Annotated in this window: 18 protein-coding genes; 15 read left to right on the top strand and 3 right to left on the bottom strand. The window is 75.1% G+C overall.

What is annotated here, in order from left to right:
• The first annotated feature begins 92 nt into the window (after window positions 1-92).
• The 7 genes from mihF to HDG68_RS04430 all read left to right on the top strand — a co-directional run bounded on the left by mihF (window position 93) and on the right by HDG68_RS04430 (window position 6924).
• A complete protein-coding gene (gene mihF / locus HDG68_RS04460) occupies window positions 93-404 on the top strand; it encodes an integration host factor, actinobacterial type (RefSeq protein ID WP_172149682.1) in 312 nt (103 codons plus the stop codon).
• A gap of 22 nt (window positions 405-426) precedes the next feature.
• Window positions 427-1077: a guanylate kinase gene (gmk, locus tag HDG68_RS04455; protein ID WP_343037429.1), complete on the top strand. Its 651-nt coding sequence runs from the start codon at window positions 427-429 to the stop codon at window positions 1075-1077.
• A gap of 69 nt (window positions 1078-1146) precedes the next feature.
• A complete protein-coding gene (rpoZ, locus tag HDG68_RS04450; protein ID WP_172149678.1) occupies window positions 1147-1500 on the top strand; it encodes a DNA-directed RNA polymerase subunit omega in 354 nt (117 codons plus the stop codon).
• Between the two features lie 17 nt (window positions 1501-1517).
• Window positions 1518-2801: a bifunctional phosphopantothenoylcysteine decarboxylase/phosphopantothenate--cysteine ligase CoaBC gene (gene coaBC / locus HDG68_RS04445; protein WP_172149676.1), complete on the top strand. Its 1284-nt coding sequence runs from the start codon at window positions 1518-1520 to the stop codon at window positions 2799-2801.
• Between the two features lie 74 nt (window positions 2802-2875).
• A complete protein-coding gene (gene metK / locus HDG68_RS04440; RefSeq protein ID WP_172149674.1) occupies window positions 2876-4081 on the top strand; it encodes a methionine adenosyltransferase in 1206 nt (401 codons plus the stop codon).
• Between the two features lie 39 nt (window positions 4082-4120).
• On the top strand, window positions 4121-6286 hold the full coding sequence (locus tag HDG68_RS04435) for a primosomal protein N' family DNA-binding protein (RefSeq protein WP_172149672.1): 2166 nt from the start codon (window positions 4121-4123) through the stop codon (window positions 6284-6286).
• Window positions 6286-6924: an HAD family hydrolase gene (locus HDG68_RS04430; RefSeq protein ID WP_172149670.1), complete on the top strand. Its 639-nt coding sequence runs from the start codon at window positions 6286-6288 to the stop codon at window positions 6922-6924. Before HDG68_RS04435 ends, HDG68_RS04430 begins: the two co-directional genes overlap by 1 nt.
• Window positions 6925-6930: 6 nt before the next feature.
• Here HDG68_RS04430 and HDG68_RS04425 read toward each other — a convergent pair whose 3' ends face one another.
• Window positions 6931-7647 (bottom strand): hypothetical protein, encoded by a 717-nt coding sequence (locus tag HDG68_RS04425; RefSeq protein ID WP_172149668.1) that lies wholly within the window; start codon window positions 7645-7647, stop codon window positions 6931-6933.
• Between the two features lie 37 nt (window positions 7648-7684).
• Here HDG68_RS04425 and fmt point away from each other — a divergent pair, with 37 nt between their 5' ends.
• From fmt to HDG68_RS04405, 4 genes are all read left to right on the top strand, one after another.
• Window positions 7685-8647 carry a methionyl-tRNA formyltransferase gene (gene fmt, locus HDG68_RS04420; RefSeq protein ID WP_172149666.1) on the top strand — a complete coding sequence of 321 codons (963 nt, stop codon included), beginning with the start codon at window positions 7685-7687 and terminating at the stop codon, window positions 8645-8647.
• A complete protein-coding gene (locus tag HDG68_RS04415) occupies window positions 8644-10191 on the top strand; it encodes an RsmB/NOP family class I SAM-dependent RNA methyltransferase (protein WP_172149664.1) in 1548 nt (515 codons plus the stop codon). The genes fmt and HDG68_RS04415 overlap by 4 nt, the downstream gene beginning before the upstream one ends.
• A gap of 94 nt (window positions 10192-10285) precedes the next feature.
• A complete protein-coding gene (locus HDG68_RS04410; protein WP_172149662.1) occupies window positions 10286-10534 on the top strand; it encodes a helix-turn-helix transcriptional regulator in 249 nt (82 codons plus the stop codon).
• Complete coding sequence (locus HDG68_RS04405; RefSeq protein WP_172149660.1) at window positions 10521-11801, top strand: type II toxin-antitoxin system HipA family toxin; 1281 nt, start codon at window positions 10521-10523, stop codon at window positions 11799-11801. The genes HDG68_RS04410 and HDG68_RS04405 overlap by 14 nt, the downstream gene beginning before the upstream one ends.
• A 37-nt stretch (window positions 11802-11838) precedes the next feature.
• Here the strand turns inward: HDG68_RS04405 and HDG68_RS04400 are convergent, their stop codons facing one another.
• Window positions 11839-12381 (bottom strand): GNAT family N-acetyltransferase, encoded by a 543-nt coding sequence (locus HDG68_RS04400; protein ID WP_343037428.1) that lies wholly within the window; start codon window positions 12379-12381, stop codon window positions 11839-11841.
• Between the two features lie 38 nt (window positions 12382-12419).
• Here HDG68_RS04400 and rpe point away from each other — a divergent pair, with 38 nt between their 5' ends.
• The 4 genes from rpe (at window position 12420) to HDG68_RS04380 (ending at window position 15029) form a co-directional block, all read left to right on the top strand.
• Window positions 12420-13082: a ribulose-phosphate 3-epimerase gene (gene rpe, locus HDG68_RS04395; RefSeq protein WP_172149658.1), complete on the top strand. Its 663-nt coding sequence runs from the start codon at window positions 12420-12422 to the stop codon at window positions 13080-13082.
• A 273-nt stretch (window positions 13083-13355) separates the two neighbouring features.
• Complete coding sequence (locus tag HDG68_RS04390) at window positions 13356-13619, top strand: phosphoribosyl-ATP diphosphatase (protein ID WP_172149656.1); 264 nt, start codon at window positions 13356-13358, stop codon at window positions 13617-13619.
• A 95-nt stretch (window positions 13620-13714) separates the two neighbouring features.
• The gene (gene hisG / locus HDG68_RS04385) at window positions 13715-14563 is read left to right on the top strand and encodes an ATP phosphoribosyltransferase (protein ID WP_172149654.1); all 849 of its coding nucleotides are present in this window, start codon (window positions 13715-13717) and stop codon (window positions 14561-14563) included.
• 4 nt (window positions 14564-14567) lie between these two features.
• The gene (locus tag HDG68_RS04380; protein ID WP_343037427.1) at window positions 14568-15029 is read left to right on the top strand and encodes a PH domain-containing protein; all 462 of its coding nucleotides are present in this window, start codon (window positions 14568-14570) and stop codon (window positions 15027-15029) included.
• A 7-nt stretch (window positions 15030-15036) separates the two neighbouring features.
• Here HDG68_RS04380 and HDG68_RS04375 read toward each other — a convergent pair whose 3' ends face one another.
• Window positions 15037-16860 (bottom strand): DEAD/DEAH box helicase, encoded by a 1824-nt coding sequence (locus HDG68_RS04375; protein ID WP_172149652.1) that lies wholly within the window; start codon window positions 16858-16860, stop codon window positions 15037-15039.
• Window positions 16861-16923 lie beyond the last annotated feature (63 nt).

Genomic DNA, 16923 nt, shown 5'->3' with positions numbered 1-16923 from the left:
GCAGAGCCCGTCTCCGATTGCCGCTCGTGCAGGTCGTGGCTACTTTCGAGGGAGCAGTACCCCCTATCGGCTCGACAGAGTAGGTGACTTGCGTGGCTCTTCCTCCCCTCACCCCGGAACAGCGAGCGGCGGCCCTCGAGAAGGCTGCCGAGGCGCGGCGCGTCCGGGCAGAGATCAAGAACCGGTTGAAGTACTCCCAGGGTTCGCTGCAGGAAGTGATCGAGCAGGGCCAGACGGACGACGTCGTGGGCAAGCTCAAGGTCGTCTCCCTGCTCGAGTCCCTCCCCGGTGTCGGTAAGGTGAAGGCCCGGGCGATCATGGAAGAGATCGGGATCGCCGAGACCCGCCGGGTCCGCGGACTCGGTCCGCACCAGGCCCAGGCGCTGATCGAGAGGTTTGGCTGAGATTTCCGCACCACAGGCCGGCGTGCCGGCACCGCAGGAGAACGTCACCGGCGGACCGGCACGCCTGACCGTGCTGGCCGGGCCCACCGCGGTGGGCAAGGGCACGGTCTCGGCCGACATCCGCACCCGCTACCCGCACGTGTGGTTGTCGGTGTCGGCCACCACCCGGCCGCCGCGACCGGGTGAGGTGCACGGCGTGCACTACCTGTTCGTCCAGCCCGAGGAGTTCGACCGCATGGTCGCGGACGGCGAGATGCTGGAGTGGGCGGTGGTGCACGGCCGGCACCGCTACGGCACGCCCCGGGGGCCCGTCGTCGAGCACCTGGCGGCCGGGTGTCCCACCTTGCTGGAGATCGACCTGCAGGGCGCGCGCCAGGTGCGCGACGCCGTCCGGGCCAGCGGCCTGGACGCGCAGTTCGTCTTCCTGGCGCCGCCGAGCTTCGACGAGCTCGTGCGCCGTCTGGTGGGACGCGGCACCGAGGACGCCGAGGAGCGCGAGCGCCGGCTGCGCACCGCCCGCGTCGAGATGGCGGCCGAGGCGGAGTTCGACGTGACGATCGTCAACGACGACGTCACCCGCGCCACCGACGAGCTCGCCCGGCTGCTGCAGGCCGGCCAGGCCGGGGCCGCGGCGTCGGCCTCACCACCGGCGTCGTCCGGGCGGGTAGAATGACCCGCTGAACCCCTGAATCTCCCGGTGACCTGCCGTCACCGGTTCGTCCGTCTGCTTGGAGTGAGACACATGGCCGGAACCACGCCCCAGCCGATCGGGATCACCGACCCGCCCATCGACGACCTGCTGACGCGCAGCGAGTCGAAGTACGGCCTGGTGCTCTACGCGGCCAAGCGTGCCCGTCAGATCAACGCCTACTACGCCCAGCTCAACGAGGGCCTCCTGGAGAACGTCGGCCCGCTGGTCGAGACGCGCAACCAGGAGAAGCCCCTGTCGATCGCGATGCGCGAGATCAACGAGGGCCTGTTGACCGCCGAGCCCGCCGCGGAGCCGGTGGACGTCCCGGCGCGCCTGTCGGCCGACGAGGCCGCGGGCGAGGAGCCCTCGGCCCAGGCGCACGTCGCGGGCGACGAGATCGTCTGAGTCCTGCCCGCCCGACGATGAGGATCCTGCTGGGGGTCAGCGGCGGCATCGCCGCGTACAAGGCCGTCCTGGTGCTGCGCCTCCTGCGTGAGCAGGGCCACGCGGTGCGCGTCGTGCCCACGGCGGCCGCGCTGCGGTTCGTCGGTGCGCCGACGTTCGAGGCGCTGTCCGGCGAGCCGGTGTCGTCCGAGGTGTTCGACGACGTCCCCGGCGTGGCGCACGTGGCCCTCGGCCAGGGCGCCGACCTGGTCGTGGTGGCCCCCGCGACGGCGGACCTGCTGGCCCGCGCGGCGTCCGGTCGCGCCGACGACCTGCTCACCTCGACGCTGCTGACGGCGCGCTGCCCGGTGGTGATGGCCCCGGCGATGCACACCGAGATGTGGGAGCACCCGGCCACCCGCGCCAACGTCGCCACGCTGCGCGAGCGCGGGGTGCACGTCGTCGAGCCGGCGAGCGGGCGGCTCACCGGTGCCGACACCGGTCCGGGGCGCCTGCCCGAGCCCGAGGAGATCGTGCGGGCGGCGCTGGCGGCCGTCGGCGACGTGACGGTCGGCGACGCGGAGGCCGGTGACACGACGGCCGAGGCCGCGGCCGGTGGGCGGCAGCCGGCACCCGACCTCGCGGGTCGGCGAGTGGTCGTCTCGGCCGGGGGCACGCGCGAGCCGGTGGACCCGGTGCGCTTCCTCGGCAACCGCTCCAGCGGCCGCCAGGGCGTCGCGCTGGCCGAGGCCGCGGCCGCCCGCGGGGCCCAGGTGACCCTGGTGGCCGCGAACCTGGAGACGGCGCTGACCGCGCCGCTGGTGGAGGCCGGCGTGCGTGTGGTGGACGTGGGCAGCACCGCCGAGCTGCGGACGGCCGTGCGCGAGGCCGCCACCGCGGCGGACGTCGTCGTGATGGCCGCGGCCGTCGCGGACTTCCGTCCGTCGCGGACCCCCGGGGCGAAGATCAAGAAGACGCAGGGCGAGCCCCCGCCGGTCATCGAGCTGGTGGAGAACCCGGACGTGCTGGCGGAGCTGGCCCGCGACCGGCTGTCACCGGGGCAGGTGGTGGTGGGCTTCGCGGCCGAGACCGGTGACGCGGCGGGCTCGGTGCTGGAGCACGGCCGGGCGAAGGCGCGCCGCAAGGGCGCCGACCTGCTGGCGGTCAACGCCGTCGGGGACGGGCGAGGTTTCGGCGCCGTGGACAACGAGGTGACGGTGCTGGACGCCGCGGGCGACGTGGTCGCCGAGGTCGCGGGGTCGAAGCGCCAGGTGGCGGACGGCCTGTGGGACGCCGTGACGAAGCACCTGTCCGTCATGTGAGAACGTCTCGCGATCCGAGACGATCTGGGTCCGATGATGGCCCGGACCGGGCCTGCGGGCCGTAGGCTGGCCCCATGACCGATGCGCTGCGCCTGTTCACGTCCGAGTCCGTGACCGAGGGCCACCCGGACAAGGTGTGCGACCAGATCTCCGACGCGATCCTGGACGCCCTGCTCGCCCAGGACCCGCACTCGCGCGTGGCGGTGGAGACCATGGTGACCACAGGCCTGGTGCACGTCGCGGGTGAGGTCACCACCGAGGCGTACGTGGAGATCCCGCAGATCGTGCGCGAGGTCGTGCGGGGCATCGGGTACACGTCCTCGGCGATCGGCTTCGACGGCGACTCGTGCGGGGTGTCGGTCTCGATCGGGCAGCAGTCCCCGGACATCGCCCAGGGGGTGGACACCGCCCTGGAGCGCCGCACCCGCGCCGACGACGTCGACCCGCTGGACGTCCAGGGCGCCGGCGACCAGGGGCTGATGTTCGGCTACGCCACCGACGAGACGCCGACGCTGATGCCGCTGCCGGTGTTCCTGGCCCACCGGCTGGCCGAGCGCCTGTCGCTGGTGCGCCGCTCGGGCGAGATCGTGGGGCTGCGCCCGGACGGCAAGACCCAGGTGACCGTCGGCTACGACGGCGACCGCCCGGTCCGGCTGGACACGGTGGTGCTCTCCACCCAGCACGACGCCGACCTGGACCAGGACAAGCTGGCCCGCCAGGTGGCCGACCACGTCGTGGACCCGGTGGTCGAGCGGCTCGCGGCGGACAGCGGCCTGGACGTGGCCGGGCGCGAGCTGATCGTCAACCCGACCGGCAAGTTCGTGGTCGGCGGTCCGCAGGGCGACGCCGGGCTGACGGGCCGCAAGATCATCGTGGACACCTACGGCGGGATGTCGCGGCACGGCGGCGGGGCGTTCTCCGGCAAGGACCCCTCGAAGGTGGACCGTTCGGCCGCGTACGCGATGCGCTGGGTCGCCAAGAACGTGGTCGCGGCGGGTCTGGCGCGACGCTGCGAGGTCCAGGTCGCCTACGCCATCGGCCGCGCTCACCCGGTGGGCCTGTACGTGGAGACGTTCGGCACCGCGACGGTCGACCCGGCGCGCATCGAGGCCGCCATCCGGGAGGTGTTCGACCTGCGCCCGGCCGCGATCATCCGCGACCTGGACCTGCTGCGCCCGGTCTACGCCGCCACGGCCGCCTACGGGCACTTCGGGCGCGAGCTGGACGCGTTCACCTGGGAGCGCACGGACCGTGTCGAGGCGCTGCGTGCGGCGGTGTGAGCACGGCGCGGCGTCGGCGGCTCGTGATCTCATAGGCCCGTGACCTCCCGTGACGAGCCCGAGCAGGGCGCCCTGCTCGGGCTCGACGACGTCGGGGGGCGGCGTCGTGCACCACGCAGCTCCGCGGTGGAGGTCGCCGACGTCGACCCGGTGGCCCGGGTGGTGCTCGACCTGCAGCCGGCGCACCTGGACCGTGAGTACGACTACCTGGTGCCCGCCGCGATGGCGGACGACGCCGTGCCCGGGGCCCGGGTGCGGGCCCGGTTCGGCCCGCAGGACGTGGCGGGGTACGTGGTGGCGCGAGCGGCCACCTCGGACCACGACGGACGGCTGCAGCCGCTGCGCCGGGTCGTCTCGGCCGACCCGGTGCTGACGCCGGCGGTGCTGGACCTGGCCCGGCGGGTGGCCGCGCGCTACGCCGGCACCGTCGCGGACGTCCTGCGCCTGGCGGTGCCCCCGCGGCACGCCCGCGTCGAGGCCGAGGTGCTCGCCCGGCTCGCCGAGTGGGCCGAGGCCGACGGAGCGGCCCGCCCGGCTGCTGACGGCTCCGCGGACCGTGCCGCGCCGGGTGCGGCACCTCGTCCGGCGGCGCCCGGCGGGGACGGCTGGCCCGAGGTGTGGACCCCGTACGGCACCGGGGAGGCCTTCTGCCGGCACCTGCTCGCCGGGCAGGCGCCGCGCGGGGTGTGGAGCCCGCTGCCGGGCCTACAGGCTGCTGCGGACGACGCGCCCGCCCGGGTGCCGCACTGGGCGGCGGCGATCGCGCAGGCCGCGAGGGTGACCCTGGCCGGTGGACGGCGAGCCCTGGTGGTCGTCCCGGACGCCCGCGACGTGGACCGGGTGTGCACGGCGCTGGGCGTGGCCGGCGTCGAGGAGGTGGAGCGGCTCCAGGCGGACGACGGCCCGGCGCCGCGCTACCGGGCGTTCCTGCACGCCCGCCACGGTCTGGCGTCGGTGGTGGTCGGCACCCGCGCGGCGATGTTCGCTCCGGTGCCGGACCTGGGCCTGGTGGTCCTGTGGGGGGACGGCGAGGAGACCCTCGACGAGCCGCACGCCCCCTACCCGGCGGCGCGCGAGGTCCTGGCGATGCGTTCCGAGGCGGAGGGCGCCGGGTTCCTGCTGGGCTCTCCTGGCCGGACCGTGCAGGCGCAGGCGATGCTGGCGCGCGGCTGGGCCGCCGAGATCGCCGCCGCCCGCGCCGTGGTGCGCGCCCGGTCACCGCGGGTGCGTGCCCTGACGTCCGTCGAGCTCGCTCACGAGGGTCCGGGTGCGGCCGCCCGGCTGCCCACGGCGGCGTGGCGCACCGCGCGGACCGCCCTGGACCGGGGGCCGGTGCTGGTCCAGGTGCCGCGCACGGGGTACCTGCCCGTCGTGGCGTGCGCCGCCTGCCGCACCGCGGCGCGCTGCACCCACTGCCACGGCCCGCTCGGGCTCGGCGGGGCGCGGGCGACCCCGCAGTGCACCTGGTGCGGTCGGCTGGCCGGCACCTGGCGCTGCGAGGAGTGCGGTCACGACCGGGTGCGGGCCGTGCGGGTGGGCTCCGAACGCACGGCCGAGGAGCTCGGACGCGCGTTCACGGGGGTGCCCGTGCGGGTCTCGGCGTCCTCGGCCCCGGGCGGGATCCTCGCGAGCGTCGCCGCCGACCCGGCCCTCGTGGTGGCCACCCCGGGCGCCGAGCCCGTGGCCGAGGGCGGGTACGCCGCCGCGCTGCTGCTGGACGCCGCGACCGCCACGGCGGGCACGGACCTGGCGATGGCGACCCGTGCCCTGCACCGGTGGATCGCGGCGGCCGCGCTCGTGCGTCCGGGCCCGGACGGCCAGGTGCTGCTGGTGGGCGACGCCGCCCCGGCACCCACGGGCGCGCTGGTGCGGTTCGACCCGGCCGGGCTGGCCGAGCGCGAGCTGGACGAGCGTCGCGAGCTCGACCTGCCGCCCGCGGTGCGCGTCGCCGCCGTGACCGGCGACCCCGACGCCGTGCGCGCCGTCGTCGACCGCGTCGAGCTGGCCACGCCCGAGACGGTCCTCGGCCCCGTCGACCTGCCCGGCGACGACCGGCTCGAGGCACGCGTGCGGACGGTGCTGCGCGTACCCCTGAGCGACGGCGCCGAGCTCGCCAACCAGCTGCGCGCCTCGCTGGCCGTGCGTTCGGCCCGCCGCGAGGGCGGCACCGCCCGAGTCCAGATCGACCCCCAGGAGATGCTCTGATGGCCACGACGCCCGACCCTGCCGTGGACCCTGCTGTGGACGCCGTCGTCTACGACTTCGGCAACGTGCTCGTCGGCTGGGACCCCTACGGCGCGTTCGCCGGACTCGACCGCGCCGAGGTCGACCGCTGGATGGACGCCGTCGACTTCGGCGCGTTCAACCTCGCCCAGGACGCCGGGCGCACCTGGGCCGAGGCCGTCGCCCACCTGGAGGCCACCCGACCCGAGCTCGCCCCGCTGGCCGCCCGCTACGCCCGCGACTACGCCGGCACGCTCACCGGCGAGGTCCCGGGCTCGGCCGCCCTGGTGCGCGAGCTGCACGCCGCCGGCGTGCCCCTGTACGGGCTGACCAACTGGGCCGCGGACACCTTCCACGCCGCGCAGCCCGCGGCCCCGGTCATCGGGTTGCTGCGCGACGTGATCGTCTCCGGCCGCGTGGGACTGGCCAAGCCCGATCCCGCCGTCTTCCGTCTTGCCGCGCAGCGCTTCGACGTCGACCCCGCCCGCACCGTGTTCGTCGACGACACCGTCCGCAACGTCGAGGCCGCCCGCGCGGTCGGCTTCCACGCCGTGCACTTCACCGGCACGCCCGCGCTGCGGTCGGCGCTCGCGGACCTGGGGCTGCCCGTCGCGCGCTGAGGACCGTCAGGACTCGCCGACGGTGATCGTCCGCGGTCCGGCCGCGGCGGCACGGCGCAGCGCGTCCAGGTCGGCGACGTCGTCGCGCAGGTCGAGGTCGCGACCGGCGGCCTCGAGCACGGGCCAGGTGAGGTCGCCGTCGTCGAGGTCGCCGAGCAGCACCCCGTGCTGGGCGATCCACCACTCGTCCTCGTGCTGGCCAGGACCGCGGGAGGCGAGCACGACGACGTCACCGAGCGCGGCCAGCGCGTCGCCCGCGGCGTCGGCGTCAGCGTCCCCGCCCAGTGTGGCCACCACGTCGATCGAGTCCCCGGGCGCGACGTCGACGCCTTCCCCGGCCGCCACGACCTCGTCGACGTCGACGGTCAGGACGACGTGGCGGGTGTCGGCGTCGCCGGACCAGGCGACCTCGCGCCCGGCGTCGGTGGACCAGTCGGTGGCCTCGCCGCGCTGCCAGCCGGTGATCGCGCCGGCCACGACGAGGTCCGAGTACGCCATCTCGTAAGGCCCGTCGACGTAGGTCACGTGGGGGAGGGTGGCGGTGAGGGACGCCGGGGAGAACGCGACGTCGCCGGACGGGGCGTGCTGCGCCATCGGCTCGGCGAACGCTTCCTCGGGCCCGGCGCACCCGCCCGCCAGGAGCAGGACCGTCGTCCACCCGGCCCCGGCCCGTATCGACCGGGTCGTTCGCGTCGCGCCCTCGCGGCGGTCCACCTCTCGCATGCCCTCTCCCCGTCTCGCCCCGCCCTAGACTTGCACGGTGCGCCTGCTGTTTGCCGGAACCCCCGAACCTGCCGTGCCCGCCCTGAAGGCACTGATCGACTCCGACCACGAGGTCGTCGCCGTGCTGACCCGCGCCGACGCCCGCGCCGGACGCGGGCGCCGGCTGGTGCCCAGCCCGGTGCGCGTCGCCGCCGAGGAGGCCGGCATCGAGGTGATCACCGACGTCCCCCGCGGCGAGGAGTTCGTGTCCCGGCTGGCCGACCTCGACGTCGACGCCGCCCCCGTGGTCGCCTACGGCCACCTGCTGCGCCCCGACGTCCTCGCCGTGCCGCGCCTGGGCTGGGTCAACCTGCACTTCTCGGTGCTGCCCGCCTGGCGCGGCGCCGCGCCGGTTCAGCACGCCGTCCTCGCCGGCGACGAGGTCACCGGCGCCACCACGTTCCTGCTCGACGACGGCATGGACACCGGCCCCGTGCTCGGCACCGCCACCGAGACCGTCCGGCCCCGCGACACCTCCGGCGACCTGCTCGACCGGCTCGCCACCTCCGGCGCCGGGCTGCTCGTTGCCACGCTGGACGCCCTGGAGGCCGGCACCCTGTCCCCGCAGCCCCAGAGCCCCGACGGCGCCTCCTACGCCCCGAAGATCACCTCCCAGGACGCCCTGGTGCGCTGGGACGCCCCGGCGCTCGCGGTCGACCGGCGTATCCGGGCGGTCACCCCGGCCCCCGGGGCGTGGACGACCCTGCCCGACGCCGACGACGGCACCCCGGGGGCGCGGCTCGGCCTCGGCCCGGTGCGCCCGCGCGGCGACGTCGCCGACCTGTCCCCGGGGCAGGTGCGCGCCACCAAGTCCGAGGTGCTGGTGGGCACCGCCACGCACGCCGTCGAGCTCGGCGAGGTACGCCCCGTGGGCAAGAAGCCCATGGCGGCGGCCGACTGGGCCCGCGGCGCCGGACGCGCCGTCGTCGAGACCGGTGCCCCGCTGGGCGGCGCCCGATGAGCGCCGACCGCCCGGGACGCGACCAGCCCCGCGACGACCGCCGCGACGACCGCGGCCGCCAGCGCGGCGCCGCCCGCAGCCGCGGGCAGGGCCACCGCAGCAACCGGGCGCCCTCCCAGCGGCGCCGGTCCACCGACCCGGCCCGCACCGCCGCCTACGACGTGGTGCGCGAGGTGGACGGCTCGGACGCCTACGCCAACCTCGTGCTGCCACCGCTGCTGCGCGAGCGCGGACTGAGCGGCCGCGACGCCGGCTTCGCCACCGAGCTCGCCTACGGCACCCTGCGCCTGCGCGGCCGCTACGACGCGATCCTCGCGCGCTGCGTCAGCCGCCCCCTCGACCAGCTCGACCCCGAGGTGCTCGACGTGCTGCGCCTCGGCGCCCACCAGCTCCTCGGCATGCGGGTGCCCGCCCACGCCGCGGTGTCCGAGACCGTGGGACTGTGCCGCGACCGCGTCGGCGCCGGACCGGCCCAGATGGTCAACGCCGTCCTGCGCGCCGTCGGACGCCGCCCCCTCGAGGACTGGCTCGACGACCTGCGCGCCGACGCCCCCGACGCCGTGACCGGGCTCGCCCGCGCGGGCTCCCACCCCGTGTGGATCACCCGCGCCCTGCGCGAGGCCCTGCACGGCCACGGCCGCGACCCCGGCGAGATCGCCGACCTGCTCGAGGCCGACAACACCCCACCCCGGGTCACGCTCGTCGCCCGGCCAGGCTTCGTCTCCGCGGACACGCTCGACGACGGCGCACCGGACGACGCGCGCCTCGAGCCCGGCGCCTGGGCACCCACCGCCCGCGTGCTCGCCGCCGGCACCGACCCCGCCGACCTGCCCGCCGTCGCCGACGGCCGCGCCGGCGTCCAGGACGAGGGCTCCCAGCTCGTCACCCTCGCCCTGGCCGCCGCACCCCTCGACGGACCCGACGCGCGCTGGCTCGACCTGTGCGCCGGCCCCGGGGGCAAGGCCGCCCTCCTCGCGGCGCTCGCGGGCGAGCGGGACGCCCGCCTCGTGGCCAACGAGCTGCAGCCGCACCGGGCCCGGCTCGTGCGACGCGGGCTGCGTGCCGTCCCCGAGGGAGTCGTGGAGCAGGTACGCACCTCCGACGGGCGCGAGCTCGGCACCGACGAACCCGGCGGCTACGACCGCGTCCTCGTCGACGCCCCCTGCACGGGTCTGGGCGCGCTGCGCCGTCGTCCCGAGTCCCGCTGGCGGCGCACCCCCTCCGACCTCGGGACGCTCACCCGCCTGCAGGGTGAGCTGCTGGGCTCCGCCCTCGACGCCGCCCGGCCCGGGGGAGTGGTCGCCTACGTCACCTGCTCGCCCCACCTGGCCGAGACCCGGCTCGTCGTCGACGACGTGCTGCGCCGCCGCGACGACGCCGAGCGCCTCGACGCCCGCGCGGCCGTGCGCGACGTCCTCGTCCCCGGTGCGGATCTCGACCTCGGGGCCGACGACGGCGGAGCGGAAGGCCTCGACGTCCAGCTCTGGCCGCACGTCCACGGCACCGACGCGATGCACCTGACGCTGCTGCGTCGCACGGCCTGAAGAGCGACGGCTGACAGAAATTCCTTGCGCGAGGTCTGCTGTCGGGATAGTCTGACACTCCATTCGGTCAGAAAAACCTGACAATGGAGGCGGCATGACCACCACCGACCGCTGGACCCACGCCCGCGGCCCCCGCGACCTCGGCCGCTTCGTCCAACAAACCCGCAAGCACCACGGACTCAGTCAGGCGGCGCTCGCGGACGAGCTCGGCCTGACGCGCCAGTACGTCTCCGAGGTCGAGTCCGGCGTCGGCAACCTCTACATCACGCGGCTCTTCGAGATGTTCGACGAGCTGGGGATCGAGGTCCGTCTCGAGCAGCGGGGCAGCGATGATCGCGCCTGAGCTGGACGCCTGGCTCTACGGCGGCCGCGTCGCCCGGTTCTCCGCGCGGGACACCGGGCGCGGGACCCGCCGCGTGGAGCTCGAGTGGGATCCGGGCGCCGTCGACCGCTGGGGGTACGGCTCGCGGGTCCTGTCCCACCTGCTGCCGATGGACCCCGACATCACGCCCGCCCCGGCCCGTGTGAACGCCTGGCTCGACGGGTTGATGCCCGAGGGGCGCGTCCGTGACCACATGGCCATGGACGCCGGCGTCGACCCGGACGATCCGGTCGGCTTCTTCGGCGCCTACGGCGGGGACACCGTCGGTGCGCTGCAGTTCGTCGCGGTGGGTGCCGAGCCGCAGGCCCATGGCCGCGAGGCGGTGCGCCTCGACGACGCCGGCGTGGCCGACCTGCTGCGGGCGAGCATCGCCCGTGCCGGGGGACAGGCGCGCAGCCAGCGGCTCACGAGCTCGTTGCCCGGGATGGAGCCGAAGATCGGGCTCGTGCGCGACGACGGCGCCTGGTGGCGCGCGGCGCCCGACGAGGCGACCACGCACATCCTCAAGGTGGCCCGCGACGCCGACTCGCCGACGGCGGACCTCGTGGACACCGAGGCGGCCGCGATCGACCTCGCGCGCCGGATCGGCCTGACCACCATCCGGGCGCACGTCGAGACGTTCGAGGACGTGCGCTGCCTGGTGGTGTCCCGCTACGACCGCGTCCCCGACGACGGCGCCCCCGGCGGACTGCGTCGCATCCACCAGGAGGACGCCGCCCAGGCGCTCGGGATCAACACCCGCGACCCCGAGCGCAAGTTCCAGCACGGCCGGGCGATCCCGTCGCTGCGGGCGATCGCCCAGGTGCTGCGCGACGACGGCACCCGCCCGGACCGCCTGCTCGCCCTGACGACGCTGAACCTGGCCCTCGGCAACACCGACGCCCACGCCAAGAACGTCTCGATGCTGCGGCGGGCCGACGGGACCGTGTCGCTCGCACCGGCGTACGACATCTCCATGCACCTGCACCACGACCACGCCTCGCGGATCTTCGCCATGGACGTGGCCGGTCTGCGCGACATGGAGGCGATCGCCGGGGCCGACCTCGTGGCCGAGGGGGTCTCGTGGGGCTTGCCCCGACGTCGGGCGGCGCGGGTCGTCTCGACCGCGCTGGACGACCTGCGCGCGGCGCTGGGCGAGATCGACCGGGACGTGCACCCGGGCGTGGGAGCGGCGGCGTGGCGCACTGTGGAGGGACACACCGACGCGCTGCGCCGGGACCTGACCTGACGACCGTTCCGGCACCGCCGGTAGTTCGTACCGGCGGTCAGTGCAGCGTGCGCTGCATCAGCATCGTGCTCACCGAGCGACCGTGCTTGACGCCGACGTCGCGCAGCACGCCGGTGACCTCGAAGCCGAGCCGCCGGTGCAGCGGCACCGATCCTGCGGCGGCCGGGTCGTCCGCGATCACGGCGACCACCTGGCGCACTCCCGCGACCGTGCAGGCGTCCAGCAGCGCCGACAGCAGCCGCGTCCCGACGCCCTCGCCCTGGGTCTGGGGAGCGAGGTAGATCGTGTCCTCGACGGTGTGCCGGTAGGCCGCCTTGGGACGCCACGGGGCGGCATAGGCGTAGCCGACCACCGCACCCTCGAGCTCGGCCACGAGGAACGGCAGCCCGCGCGCGTCCGCGTCGTCGAGGCGTCGCTCCCAGTCCGCGGACGACGGCGGGACCTCGTCGAACGTGACGCAGGTGCCGGTGACGTAGGGCTCGAGGATCGCCGCGACGGCTCCGAGGTCCGCGACGACGGCCCGACGCACGTGCGGGCGCCGCGCGGGACGACCGGCGCCGGGGGAGGGGAGTGCTGCCACGGGGCGAGCGTAGACCGCGTGCGCTCTAGGCTGGCCCCATGCCTGCGCTGATCAACCCCAGCATCCTGTCGGCCGACTTCGCGAATCTCGAGCGCGACCTGCACGCGATCTCGACGGCGGACGCCGCGCACGTCGACGTCATGGACTACCACTTCGTGCCGAACCTGACCCTCGGCCTGCCGGTGTTCGAGCGGCTCGTGGAGGTCTCCCCGGTGCCCGTGGACGGTCACCTGATGATCGCCGACCCGGATCGCTGGGCGCCGGCGTACGCCGAGGCGGGGGCTGCCTCGGTGACGTTCCACGCGGAGGCCGCCCAGGCCCCGGTCCGGCTCGCCCGCGAGCTGCGGCGCCTCGGGGCGCGCGCCGGGGTGGCGCTGCGACCGGCGACGCCCGTGGAGCCGTACCTCGACCTGCTGGCCGAGGTCGACATGATCCTCGTCATGACGGTCGAGCCCGGCTTCGGCGGGCAGTCGTTCATCGACGGCACGCTGCCGAAGATCCGCCGTGCCCGGGCCGCGATCAGCGAGCAGGACCTCGACGTGCACATCCAGGTCGACGGCGGTGTCTCGCGCGACACGATCGAGCGCGCGGCCGACGCCGGGGCGAACGTCTTCGTGGCCGGGTCCGCCGTGTACGGCGCCGACGACGTACCGGCCGAGATCGAGACGCTCAGGGATCTGGCGAGCAGGCACGTGCACTGACGCAGGGCCGCGGTCTCTCGCGCCTGATCTGTCACGGGGGGAGCGGGGCCGCACGCGCACGGTGCTCCGCCGGACGTGGACGGTGCGGGGGAGCCGGGCTCGGACGGCGTCCGCGGTCCCGCCTGACTCGCTGTCCGCCACGACGACAGTCGCTCAGCCGTACCGACGTTCCCATTAAAATAGTGTGCCAAGCGCCAGGGTAAGCCTGTGAGTTCCGTCCCGCACGGCGGAACGAGCCCGGACGACCCCGGGCCCGGCGTCTAGGGTGGTGGCGTGAAGACGTTCGAGTCCCTGTTCGCCGAGCTGACCGAGAAGGCCCGTACCCGCCCCGCCGGGTCGGGGACCGTGGCCCAGCTGGACGCCGGCGTCCATGCGATCGGCAAGAAGATCGTGGAGGAGGCCGCCGAGGTCTGGATGGCCGCCGAGCACGAGTCCGACGAGGCCGCCGCGGAGGAGATCTCCCAGCTGCTGTACCACCTGCAGGTGCTGATGGTCGCCAAGGGGTTCACCCTGGAGGACGTGTACGCGCATCTGTGAGCGCCCGGTGCGTCGTCATCACGACCCGCACCGCAGCGCGCGCTCCGGAACCGCACTCCCGTCGTCGTCCCGTACACCAGAACGAGGTATCCCCGTTGCTCCGCATCGCCGTCCCCAACAAGGGATCGCTGTCCACGCCCGCCACCGACATGCTCCGCGAGGCCGGCTACCGCCAGCGCCGCGACACCCGTGAGCTCGTGCTCACCGACGTCGACAACGACGTCGAGTTCTTCTTCCTGCGCCCGCGCGACGTCGCCGTGTACGTCGGGTCCGGCACCGTCGACGTCGGCATCACCGGACGCGACCTGCTGCTCGACTCCGGAGCCCACGCCGTCGAGCACCTGCCGCTCGGATTCGCCGGCTCGACCTTCCGCTTCGCGGCACCGGCCGGCACCGTGACCACCGTCGAGGAGATCGCGGGCAAGCGGGTCGCGTCGTCCTACACCACGCTCGTCGCCGCGCACCTCGCCGACAAGGGCGTCGAGCCCGCCGCCATCGTGCACCTGGACGGCGCCGTCGAGAGCTCGGTGCGCCTCGGCGTCGCCGACGTCATCGCCGACGTCGTCGAGACGGGCACGACGCTCCGTGCCGCCGGGCTCGACGTCTTCGGCGACCCGATCCTGCGCTCCGAGGCCGTGCTGATCCGCCGTGCGGACACCGACGCCCCGGCAGGCATCGACGTGCTGACCCGGCGCCTGCAGGGCGTCATCACCGCGCGCGAGTACGTGCTGCTCGACTACGACGTGCCGATGGGCCTGCTCGACGCGGCCGTCGCCGTCACGCCCGGCTTCGAGTCGCCGACCGTCTCCCCGCTGCACAACGGCCAGTCCGCCGCCGTGCGGTCGATGGTGCGCCGTGCGGACACCAACCGGGTCATGGACGCGCTCTACGAGGTCGGTGCCCGCGGCATCCTCGTGACCCAGATCCTCGCCAGCCGGTTGTGACGGCGTGACGCACGACGACGGCCCCGGTGCCGCGCTGCGGCCCTTCCGCCCGCTGTGGGCGAGGGTCGCGGTCGCGGTCACCGGGGCCGTCGCCGTCGGGGGGAGCCTGGTGGTCGGGATCGGCGCTCCGGGCGGGGTGCTGCTCGACGCCGGTACCCGCGTGACGTTCGTGGCCTTCGCGGTCGCTGCCGCCTGGTTGCTCTGGCGGCTCGGCGGGGTGCACGCGCGCCCCGACCACGACGGCCTGACGGTGCGCAACGTGATCCGCACCCGACGCGTGGCCTGGCCCGAGATCGTGACCGTCCGAATGACCCCGAACGATCCGTGGGTGCTCCTCGACCTCGCCGACGGCGGCACGCTGGCCGTCATGGGCATCCAGCGCGCCGACGGCGAGCGGGGCATGGCCGAGGCCCGTCGCCTCCAGGAGCTGGTGCGTCAGCTCGGTGAGGCGCCGGACCCCGGCTGAGGGCGGCTCAGCGCCCGCTGTGGGCCGGGCGACGCTCCGTGCGCGGCGCACGCCGCTCCGGGGCCCCCTTGTCCACCGAGATGCGCAGCTGCCGGCCGGCGACGTTCGCCCGCCCGATCTTCGACATGGTCGCGTCGTCGAGCGGCTTGGTGATGTCCACCAGGGAGAAGTTGCCGAAGATGTCGATCTTGCCGATGTCGGCACCGCGCAGGCCGCCCTCGTTCGTCAGGGCGCCGACGATGCCGCGCGGCTGCGCGCCGTGCGTGTGGCCCACCGACACGCGGTAGCGCGTGCCCTCCGCCGCACGGCGGATGCCCCGCGGACGGTCGTCGCGGTCCGCCCGCGGGTGACGACGGGTGCGGTCCCCGTCGCGCTCCCCGCGCTCGGCCCGGTACGTCTCGCGGTTGCGTCCACCCTGCGCCTCGGCACGCTCGCGCTCGTGCTCGGCCTGCGCCGCACGGTGCTGCGGGCCGTCGTCGCCGACCGCGAGCGCCAGGAGCGCTGCGGCGACCTGGGTGGGGTCGGGGGCGGTGCCGTCCTCGGCGGGGGTGAGGTGCTGGGTGAGCAGCTCGGTGTAGAGCTCGAGGCGGCCGGCCTCGAGGCGTGCGGGGACGGTGCCGAGGATGGTGCGGGCCCGGTGGGCGGAGACGTCGCGGGGGGAGGGGATCTCCGCCTCGGTGAGGCGGGTGCGGATGGTGCGCTCGATGTGCTTGAGCTTGCCGCGCTCGGAGGGGGTGACGAAGGAGAGGGCCTTGCCGGTGCGGCCGGCGCGGCCGGTGCGTCCGATGCGGTGGACGTAGGCCTCGGCCTCGCGGGGGAGGTCGAAGTTGACGACGAGGCCGATGCGTTCGACGTCGAGGCCGCGGGCGGCGACGTCGGTGGCGACGAGGACGTCGAGGGAGCCGTTGCGGAGGCGTTCGACGATCTTCTCGCGTTCCTTCTGGGCGACGTCGCCGGAGATGGTGGCGGCGGAGACGCCGCGTTCGACGAGGGCGACCCCGACCTCTTCGGCGGCGGCGCGGGTGCGGGTGAAGACGATGGTGGCGTCGGCGTCGGAGGTGGCCAGGACGCGCACGAGGGAGCCGACCTTGTGGCGGAAGGGCACGACGGCGTACGTCTGCTCGACGGTGGTGACGGTGCTGGACTGCCGGGCGACGGCGATCTGCACGGGGTCGTTGAGGTGGGTGTCGGCGACGGTGCGGATGGCGGGGGGCATGGTCGCGGAGAAGAGGGCGACCTGGCGCTGGGTGGGCGCCTGGCCGAAGATCTTCTCGACGTCCTCGGCGAAGCCCATGCGCAGCATCTCGTCGGCCTCGTCGAGGACGAGGAACTTGACGCCGTCGAGGCGCAGGGCGGAGCGGTCCATGTGGTCCATGACGCGGCCGGGGGTGCCGACGACGACGTGGACGCCGTCGCGCAGGGCACGCTGCTGCGGCTGGTAGGGGGCGCCGCCGTAGACGGGCAGGACGCGCACGCCGGGCAGGTGTGCGGCGAAGGACTCGACGGCGTCGGCGACCTGCATGGCGAGCTCGCGGGTGGGGGCGAGGACGAGGGCCTGGACGTGGCCGCGGGAGACGTCGGCGTCGGGGTCGACGGCGGCGAGCAGGGGGAGGCCGAAGGCGGCGGTCTTGCCGGTGCCGGTCTGGGCGACGCCGGTGATGTCGCGGCCGGCGAGCAGGGCGGGGATGGCCTGGGCCTGGATGGGGGAGGGGGTGGTGAAGCCGAGGCTGTCGACGGCCTGCTGCAGCGGTGTCGGCAGGTTCAGCTCGGTGAAGGTGGGCTGCTCGGCGGCGGGGGCGTCGGTGGGCAGCGTGGAGTCAGGGGTGCTCATGGCGAGTTCGACCGTTCGTCGGGGTGCGGGGGAGTCCTGCGTCGCCGTGGCGGCGAGGCGGTC

Source organism: Isoptericola chiayiensis, assembly GCF_013149805.1.
In the GTDB taxonomy this organism is placed as follows: domain Bacteria; phylum Actinomycetota; class Actinomycetes; order Actinomycetales; family Cellulomonadaceae; genus Isoptericola; species Isoptericola chiayiensis.
Note: the sequence above shows the minus strand (reverse complement) of the source record. Positions and strands in the feature narration are given on the sequence as shown.